At 46.9% G+C, this 12102-nt stretch carries 14 protein-coding genes and 1 pseudogene; all 15 read right to left on the bottom strand.

The genetic code is table 11. From position 1 onward, the window contains the following. Position 1: 1 nt before the first annotated feature. The 15 genes and pseudogenes from FAH67_RS11660 to FAH67_RS00585 all read right to left on the bottom strand — a co-directional run bounded on the left by FAH67_RS11660 (position 2) and on the right by FAH67_RS00585 (position 12049). Complete coding sequence (locus FAH67_RS11660) at positions 2-265, bottom strand: transposase (RefSeq protein ID WP_208648187.1); 264 nt, start codon at positions 263-265, stop codon at positions 2-4. Positions 266-409: 144 nt separating this feature from the next. Further along, the gene (locus FAH67_RS00650) at positions 410-1936 is read right to left on the bottom strand and encodes a DHA2 family efflux MFS transporter permease subunit (protein ID WP_003680001.1); all 1527 of its coding nucleotides are present in this window, start codon (positions 1934-1936) and stop codon (positions 410-412) included. A 101-nt stretch (positions 1937-2037) separates the two neighbouring features. Beyond that, a complete protein-coding gene (locus FAH67_RS00645) occupies positions 2038-3228 on the bottom strand; it encodes an HlyD/EmrA/EmrK family protein (RefSeq protein WP_003680002.1) in 1191 nt (396 codons plus the stop codon). Positions 3229-3520: 292 nt separating this feature from the next. Further along, positions 3521-3632, bottom strand: a pseudogene (locus FAH67_RS11655) (IS5/IS1182 family transposase); the annotation flags it as partial. Positions 3633-3766: 134 nt separating this feature from the next. Beyond that, on the bottom strand, positions 3767-4066 hold the full coding sequence (locus FAH67_RS00640) for a hypothetical protein (RefSeq protein ID WP_003680004.1): 300 nt from the start codon (positions 4064-4066) through the stop codon (positions 3767-3769). A gap of 3 nt (positions 4067-4069) precedes the next feature. Next, the gene (locus FAH67_RS00635; RefSeq protein WP_003680006.1) at positions 4070-4294 is read right to left on the bottom strand and encodes a hypothetical protein; all 225 of its coding nucleotides are present in this window, start codon (positions 4292-4294) and stop codon (positions 4070-4072) included. Positions 4295-4363: 69 nt separating this feature from the next. Next, complete coding sequence (locus tag FAH67_RS00630) at positions 4364-5770, bottom strand: efflux transporter outer membrane subunit (protein ID WP_003680009.1); 1407 nt, start codon at positions 5768-5770, stop codon at positions 4364-4366. Between the two features lie 48 nt (positions 5771-5818). After that, entirely contained in the window at positions 5819-6313 is a 495-nt protein-coding gene (locus tag FAH67_RS00625) for a MarR family transcriptional regulator (protein ID WP_003680011.1), read from the bottom strand. Positions 6314-6633: 320 nt separating this feature from the next. Next, on the bottom strand, positions 6634-7590 hold the full coding sequence (locus FAH67_RS00620; RefSeq protein WP_003680013.1) for an IS110 family transposase: 957 nt from the start codon (positions 7588-7590) through the stop codon (positions 6634-6636). 408 nt (positions 7591-7998) lie between these two features. After that, positions 7999-8157, bottom strand: coding sequence for a hypothetical protein (locus FAH67_RS00610; RefSeq protein ID WP_002248577.1), 159 nt, complete (start codon positions 8155-8157; stop codon positions 7999-8001). After that, positions 8157-9350 (bottom strand): zonular occludens toxin family protein, encoded by a 1194-nt coding sequence (locus FAH67_RS00605; protein ID WP_003680018.1) that lies wholly within the window; start codon positions 9348-9350, stop codon positions 8157-8159. The genes FAH67_RS00610 and FAH67_RS00605 overlap by 1 nt, the downstream gene beginning before the upstream one ends. Positions 9351-9362: 12 nt before the next feature. Beyond that, positions 9363-9644: a DUF2523 family protein gene (locus FAH67_RS00600; protein ID WP_003680019.1), complete on the bottom strand. Its 282-nt coding sequence runs from the start codon at positions 9642-9644 to the stop codon at positions 9363-9365. Between the two features lies 1 nt (position 9645). Beyond that, the gene (locus FAH67_RS00595; protein ID WP_003680020.1) at positions 9646-11511 is read right to left on the bottom strand and encodes a virulence factor TspB C-terminal domain-related protein; all 1866 of its coding nucleotides are present in this window, start codon (positions 11509-11511) and stop codon (positions 9646-9648) included. Further along, the gene (locus FAH67_RS00590) at positions 11501-11815 is read right to left on the bottom strand and encodes a hypothetical protein (protein WP_003680021.1); all 315 of its coding nucleotides are present in this window, start codon (positions 11813-11815) and stop codon (positions 11501-11503) included. The genes FAH67_RS00595 and FAH67_RS00590 overlap by 11 nt, the downstream gene beginning before the upstream one ends. 9 nt (positions 11816-11824) lie before the next feature. Continuing rightward, entirely contained in the window at positions 11825-12049 is a 225-nt protein-coding gene (locus FAH67_RS00585; protein WP_003680022.1) for a hypothetical protein, read from the bottom strand. Between the last annotated feature and the right edge of the window lie 53 nt (positions 12050-12102).

Raw genomic sequence — 12102 nt, 5'->3', positions numbered from 1 at the left:
ATTAAACGTTTTTTTGAACCAATGCCAAAAGAATCCTATCCCATAAGCCTGATTGGTTGGCTCTGCGATAGAAACTCCATACGGTCGGATAAGGTGGAAAATCATTGGGCAGCATGCGCCATTGGCAACCTGTTTTGGTAATGTACAAAACGGCATTCACTAATGTACGTTTATCCCATTTGTAGCGGCGCAGCCGGTTAAAATGCGGCTCAATCGCTTGCCATTGGGCATCTGTTAAGTCTGTTGGGTAGGATTTTCTAGTCATAAAGATATTTTATCATTTTTGTGAATACAGGTTCTAAGTTCTTTTTTTGAAAGTCTTTGCTGTTTCGCTTCTTTTAACGCCTTTTCTGCCTGTTCTAATTTTTTAATAGATAAAAGGCCGTCTGAAATTCAGACGGCCTTTTATCTAATGCCCTCCCCCGCCGGAACCGCTAAACGGAGGTCTGGCAAGCCAAATAATGGGAATCATACTGATGAATATAATACTGCCTGCCAAGAAGATTTCATTTGAGCCAATAATAAAGCCTTGTTGGGAAATGGTGCTATTTATCGCCACCAAAGCCTGCTCCTTGCTCAGACCATTAGCCATCATACCTTGAATAGATTGGTTGCCGATTGAGGACAATAAATTAACATGTTCGGTCAGTTGAGTATGGTGGAGAGCTTCGCGTCGTTCCCACATGGTGCTGACAACAGATACTCCGACACCGCCCATAAAGACTCGTAAGAAGTTAGACAAGCTACTGGCCGAGGCAATTTGGTTGCCTTTCATATGCGACAAGGTAATACTGGTCAAAGGCAGGAAGAACATGGCTACGCCTAAACCCTGCCAAAACTGCGGCCAAACGACGTTGCTCATATCCATACCGGCATAGAAATCGGTTCGCCAATGGAATGTATAGGCAAACACCAAGAAGCTGGCGCTGACAAACAGCCGCATATCGACGCGATTCCCGAACTTACCGATAATCGGCGACAGAATAATCGGCAGGAAGCCCACCGGTGCAGCAGCCAAACCTGCCCAAGTAGCGGTATAACCAAGATTTGATTGCAGCACCAAAGGCAGCAGGGTCAATGTGCCCATATAGACCATGAAGCCCAACGATGTAGCAACAACGCCTATTGTGAAGTTTCTATTTTTAAACAATGACAAATCGACAATCGGGTATTTCTCGCCCAGCTCCCAAACAATAAAATATGTTAGGAACACTAAAGCGGTAACGCCCAAAACGATAATCTCTCCCGAGGCAAACCAGTCCAATTCCTTGCCCCTATCAAGCATCATTTGCAATGCGCCGATACCGACAATCATCAACACCAGCCCGACATAATCGATTGGTGCTCTGACGATTTCAGTTTCCCTGTGTCTAAGCTGCTTCCAAGCAATAGTTGCAGACAAAATCCCGATCGGGATATTGATAAAGAAAATCCATCCCCAATGCCAGTTGTCCGAAATCCAACCGCCCAAAATCGGCCCCAATACAGGGGCAACAACGACGGTCATCGCCCATAATGCCAGTGCCAATGTTCGTTTTTCAGGCGGATAGGAGGCCATCAACAGGCTTTGGGACAAGGGAATCAATGGCCCGGCGATAAAGCCTTGCAATACACGAAAAAAAACCAAGGCTTGAAGATTATGCGCAATGCCACACAGCCATGACATTACAACAAACCCGATCACAGCGGCGATAAAGATTTTGACCTCGCCAAACCGCTTGGCCAAAAAACCTGTCAAGGGAACGGAGATGGCATTGGCTACGGCAAACGAGGTAATCACCCAAGTCCCCTGCGTGGTAGCCGCACCCAAATCCCCTGCAATAACAGGCACAGCGACGTTGGCGATGGTGCTGTCCAAGACTTCCATGAATACGGCCAAGCTGAGCGCCAAAGTTGCCAACACCAGCTTAAACCCTTGTAACGGCGGATAATTCATATTTGTAAACTATAAGACAACCGCCAAAGCGGTCGATTGAAGAGAATCAATATTTCAGACGGCCTGAGCCTTCAATAAAAGACTCAGGCCGTCTGAAAAGATTATTTTGCATATTGCTCGAAGATTTTATCGACTAAAGCATCGGCGGCTTTCCAATCCACACTTTCCGTTTCCGGCAAGGCAGTATTTCGTTCTGCTTCAGCAGTCATGGCTTTACCGCTGCCCTTCTCGGCAATATCGACTTTAACAGTCATCGACAAACCGACACGGAGCGGATTTTGTTGCAATTCTTTAGCATCCAAACTGATACGCACCGGCACACGTTGCACAACTTTAATCCAGTTGCCCGTTGCATTTTGAGCCGGCAGTAATGAGAACGCACTGCCCGTACCGGCCGACAAGCCCATTACCTTGCCATGGTAAACCACTTTACTGCCGTACAAATCAGCTGTCATTTCAACAGGCTGGCCGATTTTCATTTTGCGCAGTTGCGATTCTTTAAAGTTGGCATCCACCCACAATTCGGACAGAGGCACAACGGCCATCATCGGCGTACCTTGTACGATACGTTGGCCGACTTGGACATTGCGTTTGGCAATTTGGCCGCTAATCGGCGAACGGATTTGCGTACGTTGCAGATTCAGCCAAGCGTCTTTGATGTGGCTGATGGCCGTCTGAACCGCCGGTTGTTGGCGCAGAGGAATATTGTTGCCCAACGCTGCCTGAGCAGAAACTTCTTCTGCTTCAACCGCTTTTAATGCAGCCTGAGCCTGAACCACAGCGTCGCGGGCATGGCTGAGTTCTTCGCCGGAAACCGCTTCCGTACCCGCCAAAGATTCACGGCGGCGCAAATCGGCTTGTGCACGGGCCAAATCGGCTTTGCTCAACAACACTTGAGCTTTGGCTTTTGAATTGACCGCAGTTTGCTGTTTGTTTTGACGGATGGCCTGAATCAATTCATTTTGCGCGCGTTCGTATGCCAACTGAAAATCGCTGTCGTCCAAAGCCACCAACACATCGCCTTTTTTCACGACATCCGTATCGTCATACATGACTTTGCGCACCGTGCCGTTCACCTGCGGCGTAATCATCACCAAATGACCGGCCACATAAGCATCTTCCGTTTCTTCTTCATGCTGCCAAAACAGGAAATATGCCAAAGCAACTCCTGCTGCCGCAATAAGGAATAGAAGCGTAACGATAACCAAATTGCGTTTGCGATGCGTTTTAGCGCCGGAAGCGGCTACTTCCGGTTCTTTTTGGACATTATTTTTTTCTGATTGAGTATCCATAAGTCCCAACTTTAATTCTGCACATATGATAACGATATTATTGTCTTGCTGGGTGCTGACTTATACCATCAGTCCCCAATACGCGCGTTTAACGCACTAAAGGGTCATATTCTAAAGTTACACTCTATTCATTACAATAATTTCTTCCGGTAGCAAATGTAAATAAGGTAAGTAAAAGGCCGTCTGAAATCACTTTCAGACGGCCTACATTAAACGATGAAGTTCGAGGCTTTTGTTGCAGTACGAAAAACCTGCAAGCGCTCTATTGCGGACGATTTCATTTTACGATAAAACCATAGTGGATTAAATTTAAACCAGTACGGCGTTGCCTCGCCTTGCCGTACTATTTGTACTGTCTGCGGCTTCGTCGCCTTGTCCTGATTTAAATTTAATCCACTATATTTTTTCCAATAAGCGGTTAGCATTCAGCGTACCGATAGCAGCTAATTGTATTTTTTCTACCACTTTTGATTGTGGCCGGGTGTTAGTTACTACATTATTACCGCCCGAGAGCGGCAATTTTTCATTATAGCATTTGCTATCTTCTGTTTCGTTCTTCGTTCATGTTCTGAATGCGGATATGCTCCACTAACTCGCGGTGCTTGTCGGCTTCTGTCCGCTCTCCCCAATCAAAGCCGCTTTTATTTCCTGTTGTGTCTATGCTCGCCCAAAATTCGGGAAGGAATGGTAAAAACAACCTGAAAAAACCGTAAACAATGCCAACAACGGCGGTTATCAACGCAATGGGCAACGCAACCACGACATAAAGAGTAACGCCCGCCGCAACAACGGCAACAATCCAAACAAAGCAAAGGAAAATAGTATGTAACCAGTCCATGATTTACCTTTGATATTTTTGTTTGATAGCCTTGCATTCACTTAAGATTTTTTCATAATCAATCTCATCCGAGAATGTTGAATATAAGTAATCTCTTATTTCAATCAACCTATTATTGTCTTCATTATTATTCAAATACTCTAGATTGTATTTTAATTTGCGGCTAATTAAAGCCAAACCTGAAGCTACAACTTCAATCAATACATCTTTTTCCATTATTGTTGCCATAATCAACTCCCTTCAGACGGCATTTTGTCTGTAAAACAAAGGCAGGATATTTGCTTTTTAATAAAACGTTTATTTCTTATTTAATTTAAAGCCTCCGCCCAACTGGGCATTGAGGTTACTCCAAGCTGTCAGATATTCTGCATGATATTGAACCGCCGACATTTTTGTACGCGCAGCTTCATCTTGTTTTTGCAAAGCGGTCAAGCCGTTATCCAAACCTGCACGAACACGTCCTTTCGCATTTTGTACAGATTTATCGGCAATATTGACCATCTTGTTCCAAGTATCTTGTCGGCTTTTCAGGCTTTGATAGTCGACTACAGCATCTGCCGCCGAACGCATGGCGTTCAAAACGGTTTGGTCATACACGGCAACCTGCTCGTTATATTGGGCACGTTTGCCCGCCAATTTGGACTGCAGCGCACCGGAAGTAAACAATGGCAGATTCAAAGCCGGAACAATGCCCAGCATACCGGATGTCCGTCCGCGAATCAGATTGAACGCATCAATGTGCGTCATACCTGCCAAAACTTTCAACTCGATATTCGGATAAAACTCTGCTTCGGTCGATTTAACGATATGCCATTTCTCTTCAAGCAAAGCTTTTTGTGCCGCGATATCGGGGCGTGCCGCCAGCAAATCCGCTTCGATGCGACTAACCGGCAATGACGGCACAGCCGCCATTTTTTCCGGAACCTGTCCATTCAATGCACCCGGTACACGACCGGTCAATACAGCCAGACTGTTGCGGATTTTCTCATTTTTCTGAGTCCATGCCGATTTTTCAAGCTGTAATTGTTGTTGCGCCATTTCCAGAGTGTGCAAGGCATCGGCAGGAGCCAGCTGCGCTTTAACGCGTTGTTGCATCAGTTTCAATGCCTTATCCGCCAGCTCTATGCGCGTATCCAGCAAAGCCAGTTGTTCTGTCGCCATCTGCCACGCAAAATATTGGGCGGCAACGGCATGAGCCAACTCGGTGCGGATATGATGCGCCTCATACACCGCAGCCCTGCTTTTTCCTAAAACAGCTTGAATCTGCTCTCGGTTTTTACCCCAAAAGTCGAAAACCAAACTGCCTTGTAAAGCTGCGTGCGCCAAAACCAATGTATGATCGGTATCGACCATACCGGCTTGAGGTTTGGGCGAAACATAGGTACCAATACCGGTTACACCCAAGCCGACTTGCGGTTTGTTTGCGGCTCCTACAACGCCCAGCTGCGCCTGAGCCTGCTCAAACCTTGCCTTGACGACACGCAGATTGGTAGACGTCTGAATGGCGGAAGCAATCAAATTGTTTAATTTTTTATCTTTCAGCTTCATCCACCAGCCGTCTTGGGCAGTAGCGGCAGATTGGCCTTGCGGCAGCGGATAGGCTGTTGGCTCATCCAAAGGCGACTGTTTGCCGAACGGCGCACATGCCGCCAACAGCGAAACAGCGGCAACGCATACGCTTGATTTGACCAAACCTAATTTCATACAGACTCCGTTTATGTGTGCCTGCCGCAGACCATAGGCCGTCTGTTGTCAATTGCCCAAACGGTTCAACAGTTTACCCAACAGGTGTTGCAGCGTATCATAATCCTCTTTCGTGAAATCTTCCCACGCCTGGCCGCTCTGACGGGCAATTTGCGGCCATACTTCGTGGATGAAGGTCTCACCCGAAGGGGTCAATTTTAGCACAATCTGACGGCGGTCTTTTTGATTGATATAACGCTCCACCCAGCCGCGCTCAACCATATCGTCCGACAGGCGTGTCGCACTGGTGCGCGTCAAGTCCATCAGGTCGCTCAAGCGCGAAGGTAGGATTTCGCTGTTTGGGCTGACGTAAACCGCCATCAGGGAAAACCACAGGTTTTCATTGATGCCGAACGCTTTTAGGTTTTCGTTCAAATGGCTGCTCAAACGTTCGGTTACGATGCGCAACATGCGGGATACTTGGTTTTGCTGCTCCGGAAACTGCGGCAGACGGGTAGAAAGCAAACTCATTGCGTTGACTAATTCGGTTTGTGAAAAACTCATAAATTCCTTCTTTCTGAGTGAGTTATTTTATTCGATATCAATCAAAATAAAATATGATATAACAATTTACTTTAAGATACCAATTCCTTACTTTAAGACGTTATACTAATTCAGATGATTATTTTAGTGTATGAAAATCTGATAATCGGTTACATGATCCTACTAAACGGATTTTCCTATGCCTAAATCATGAGAATCAGACCATAAAAAAGATAGTGTAGTGATATGTCCACGTCTTTTACACTATCTTTACATTTTGTTTTGACGCAATAAAACAAACCTGCTGATTTTTCGGCAGGTTTTTCTTTTTGGCTTGGTTATTAATTCTTGTTCATATACCTTTGCGGCTCAAAGTCTTTGCCAGTCTTTATCAGGTTGTAAGCGATAATGGCAAGTTTGCGCATCAGGGCGACTATGATTTGCTTCGGCCTTTTTCCGTTGGCTTTCAATCGGCTCACAAAAGGGGCAAAGGTTCGGCTTCGGTAAGCGTGCATTGCTGGCATATACAGGGCAGTTCGTAGTCGGCTGCTACCGACTTTTGATATACGCTCTCGGCCTTTGACACTCGTGCCTGATTTAAATTGTTTGGGGTCTAGTCCGAGATAGGCGGTAAATTGCCGCTGGTTTTCAAATCGGTCTTGTTCGGCCAATACGGTTAGCAGAGTGTCGGCGGTGTTGTCTCCTACTCCTGTGATGGTCTTAAGGCGGTTTCTGTTTGCCTTGTAATCGGGATTGTCTTGGTGGAATTTGCCGATTTTTTCCTGAACGGCCTTAATCTGCTTTTGCAGATGTCTAATTGTGTCTTCGATGAGGGAGGCGAGGTAGTCGGGCGCGGTGTGTAGTTTTGTTTGTTCGGCGGCTTTTTGGGCTTTCAACCGCTGGCAGTATTGGTTAAGTTCTTTGAGTTTGGTTTGTGCTTCGCTTGGCTTTTGCCACACTCGCGGCTTCATATCACGGCAGTATTGGGCAATTAGCCTTGCGTCCAGTCGGTCGGTTTTTGACCGTTGCAGCTTGGCGTTGCCGTAGCCTTTTATCTTGCGTGGGTTCTCCACGCTCATAACGTAGCTTTCGGCCAAGTAGTCGGCTGCAGCTTCGTAATATTTGCCTGTTGCTTCGCAGCAGCAATGTAAGGCACTGGTTGCTCCGCTCTTTTTCAACCATGATTTAAGTTGATCAAATCCTGTTCTGTTGTTTTTAAACTGCCGTTCAAAAAAAATGCCGTCTGAAATCAGACAGCAATCTAACGTGTTCTTTGAAACGTCTATCCCTAGATTCATGATTTTTTGCCTTATGAATACGGGCTATTATTGCCCTAGATAGTGTACAAACTTGGGTAGGGAATCGCCCGCGCTTCAGTCTTTTTTACGGCCTTTGCGGCCTTGCCGTACTTGGGAAGTCGCGGGCGGCGGTTTGGGTCATGAGGCCAAACCCCTTATTGTTCTATTTTTAAAACAATAGGGGGGTGGGTCTCTTGGGTTTTGCGGGGCTCTGCCCCTGCGCCCCGCGTTCGCCACGTGGCAGGGGGTGGGGTAAAAAAACCACCCCACCCCTTTGCCCTAGCGTTTTTGGGTGGGCTAGAGCGTCAAGGGGTATCCAAAAAGATTTATAAATGCAAAAAACGCGCATTTACAAATCTTTCTGGACGTCCTCCCCCTGACTTGGTAAAGGTTACTGTGGCGGAACGGTTATGATGGGTGAAAAGTTTCTATAAAGTACATACCTAAAACAGCTACAAACTCAATCAGGACAATCGGCAATATAAAATACTTCTTCACGCCTGCCCAACCGCCTTTTTTATAGTAGCAACGGGTTGCCCATATGCCGAGTAAAAAGCCTGCTCCCATTATGTCCCATCTCCTACCACGCCGCCGCCGATTCCTTCAAAATCCCTGCCGCGCTCTTCCCAGTTGTCGTACATGAGATTTTGCTGCGGCTTGCCGCCCATAACAGCAACTTTGCCGCCCTGCGGTGCTTCTGCTTTAGGTGTCGTGGTTTCTGTCGTTAATCGGTTACTATCCTTGTACGGATTATATATACCGTTCTCTACGAACTCAAGACATTGGGTTTTACTGAAGCCTTTAATCGTTGTGCCTTGGTCTGTGTAGCAGGTACAGCGGTTTGCGTTTTTAACGCAAGCAACCGGATAGGGCATAGTCTTTACGGCTTTGTTGAATTGGTCGTATATCGGCGCGGTGTGGGGTTGGCCGTCTATGGCGGGCTTATAATCGTCTTCGGTCAGGTGTGGCCGCTGCTGCTGCGGCTCGGGCGTTGGCTGCGCTTCGGGATATTGCCCCGTTCCGTGCGTCCCGTTTTGGGCTTGCGCCCCCACCGTGCCGCCCGTTTCGGGGCTTGCCGCTGGCGCGGCAACTTCCTGCTGCGCCGTGGGGGTCGGCGTGGTTTTTTTGAAGTCTCCCCAAAAGTCATAAAAGCCCCAAAGGCCGCCGATTATCATCAAAAGTATGACAGGAATCAGGTAAAAGACTTTGCTGCGGCCTGTTCTGATTTTGGTGTGTTCTTCGGCTGATTTGTATAGGCCGTACACGCTTTTATCCAGCTTGTACACGCTTTTGAGTGCGTCTCTTACGTCTGCTCTGCTTTCGGGATTTTTAGCGCCACCCGTACTCCATTCCAGTTTGCGCCTTACGCCCAGTTCGGTCTTGCTCACATGGGTGTGATGCTCAATTAGGCTTCTTAGGTTGACATCAATTAATCGGGGGTGTTGGGTAATAAAAAAGAAGTCTAGGCCTCGATGGCGATGGGTTTCTAGTTCTGAAACGTAATCGGGTACTTTCGAGCCACTCGGGCGCGGCCTAAAGATGCGCTGGCATTCGTCAACAACGATGATTGCGCCTGTCGGCGCCCACTTCGGCCAAGTCTGTATGCTTTCGCCCTCGGGGATTTGTTCGTGTGGTATTTTAAGTTCTAGAATCCCGTCAACAAACAAGGGTCGGTTTTTGAGGTCGTGACGTTTGGCCAGCATTGAAACTACGTTCAGGGTTTTGCCCGAACCGGGTACGCCTGTGAACAGATATAACATGGCTTTTTCTCTCTATTTTTTGGATATGCCTGCGGCCAGTTTAGTCAGGCTTTTTGTGGAAATGACAAAGGCAAATGCGCCGATTATCCAGTTAAGCACTACGCCCAAGCCTGCGATATAGGCAATCTGCAAGGCTTCTTTTGGGATGTTGTTCAGGTTTTCGGCAATGGCCGCGACTATGCGGCTCTGAACTTCGTTCAGGCCGACATAGGTTACAAACGACAGACCGAACGCGGCGATTAGTCTGCCTGCTACGGTCATCAGTACGGCGGTTATGATGTTCCCGATATTCATTTTAGTCTTTCAGTGATGAGTAAACGAAAAAGGAGCAGGATACGATTGTGATAAGTATCAAAATCGGCCTTATTTTTCGGGCAAAATCGCATAGGGGGTCATATGAAAATTCATGTTGTCCGAACATGCCGAAATCTACGCTTCTAGGTTCGGGGCATACGCCGTCAACTGAAAATATATCTGCTGGTTTAAAGTCTAAATCTACGGTTTGGGTGGGTATGTCGGGGTCTTCATAGGCTGTATTTTCCTGCGGTGGTTGGTCTTCTTTAGGCTTGTTTGGCACGGTCGGATTATCGGGTGTGATAGGTGTGCTTGGGTTGTTTGGGCTAGTCGGTGTCGTTGGTGTGGTTGGACTTGTCGGGCTTGTCGGCGTGGTTGGGGTACTGGGGTTTTTGGGTATCAACGAGCTTCGCGTTGGGGCTTGTGGGCTGTTCGGTACGAGGTCGGAACGAGGAATAACGCTTGTTGTTACGCTGCCGTCTTTGTTTATCGTGATTTGGGTCTGCTGCGGTGTGTTCGATCCTGACGGAGTATAAGGGGCGGTAGTAGCCGTTGCCGGTGTGAACTCGGTCGAGGTGGTCGAATCGAGTACGACGTTGCCCATTTTGGCGAGCTGGTTCATTAATTCGGCATGGTTTGTCTGATTGTTCTCAAGCATTCGCTTGAGAATGTCTAACATTTCTTTTTGTGTCAGCATGAAATCTTCAGGTTTTACTTGACCAGTATTCTTAGCTGCATTAGGAATATCGGGACTGCCTGCTGGGTATGATCTAATCTCGTAATAGATTGAACTTTCTTTAGGAAGATTATTAATTTCTAAACTAATTTTAGACGGATTTTTTAAACCAGTAAAAAACGAATAATCTTTACTAGGATTATAGTTATGGTAAAAACCACCATTATTTATAAAACCGCTTGAAAATACATCATAATTAGTACTATTTGAATAAACCTTGTAACCTTTATATGTAACTGAAGATTCAGATTTGTAAATATTTGGTTGAAAAATCTTCTTAACAATTAAATCATAAGCATAAAGCCCTTTTGCTTTTGCTTCTTCTTCTCTTTTCTGTTCTTCTTTCCTCTGTTGTTCTTGTTGTTGCGCTTTTTGTTCTGCTTCTGCTGCTGCTTCTGCGGCTTTGGCTGCTGCGGCGTTGGCTACTGCTGAGCGTAAATCGCCTGCGCGTTCGGCTTGGGCTTGTGCGGTTCTTGCCCTCTCTGCAGCTTTCTTTGCGATAATCGCGTTTCCTATCCTATCGGTTTTTTCGGCGTTTACTTGGTACTTGCCGTCAAAGTAGCCTTGTACGAACCTATCTACTAAATTCGCCGTTGATTGCCCTGGACTTGAAAAAAAACCGTCTACAAATTTAAATACAGAACTAAAGCCCTGCCATGCAGCATCTTTATAATCGCCTTTTGCAATGGCGCTACCTAATTTTTCAACATTTGGTGCTGCCGAGTTCATACCATTAGCAAACCCTAAACCCACCGCAACCCCATTAGTTGCCGTCTGAAGTTTGCCCACTCCCACATTCTGCGTTACTTGGGTGTTCACGGTCGCTTTATTGCCGTACGCATCCGTTACGGTTACACGCTGGTTCTGCGTCCCCATGATTTGACCGCCGCCGCTGCTTACGGTCGGCTTGCCTGTTGGGTTTGTTTGTACTTTCCAAACGCCTGTCTCTCTGTTGTATCCCATCTGCTCGAGTTTTTGGGCAGACGGAAAGCCCGCATTTTGGTGTTGTGCCGGTGGCGGTAGTGTTGCGTCTGCAATCACTTGAGCATGAGGAACGACAACGCCCAGCAGCAGAACAGATAGGGGGCGATGGCAATTAAAAATAGAATTTCGGGGAGCATTATTCTTCATCTCTTTCTTTCAGTATGTTCAAGGTTGAAAGCACTGCTCGTATAATCCAAACGACTACAAACGCGCCTAACATGGCTATTCCTATTTCTCTGCCTGCGTTTGTGTATTCGTTTGGGTCGCATTGGGGGAATGTGAGTTTTATCGGGTACTCGTAACCGTTTTGCCTGTATGTCCAAGTCTTGCCATTAAAAACGGGGTGATGTAGCACCCCGTCTTTGTCTATGGTCGGTACGACTTGGGTCATCACGCTGTTCACTGCTTCGGCTTCTGTGCCGTAACAGATTCTTCCGACTTGATAACCCATGTCGTTTCCTTAGGCTTTGGATACTGCGCGTTTGATTACGCCGATGGTAACGGTTGCCACGGCGATGCCGATAATCACGGCGCCAATGGCTACAATGCCTGCTTTCAGGCCGCCGATTTCGGTTTGTGCGGCTTCCAGCGGTGTGCCATCAGCCCAAACGGGAGCAGACATTGCGGCTACTGCTACGGTTGCAGCCGCTTTACGCGCTGCGTTTTTTAAAGTCATCATTTTCATGATTTTTTCCTTTAAGTGAGTTAAAAAAATGTTGTGGCCGTTTTTAGGGGTCT

Origin of the sequence: Neisseria flavescens (genome assembly GCF_005221285.1) — a bacterium.
Taxonomy (GTDB): Bacteria; Pseudomonadota; Gammaproteobacteria; order Burkholderiales; family Neisseriaceae; genus Neisseria; species Neisseria flavescens.
The sequence above is the reverse complement of the archived record's forward strand: the minus strand, read 5'-3'. Positions and strand labels throughout refer to the sequence as shown.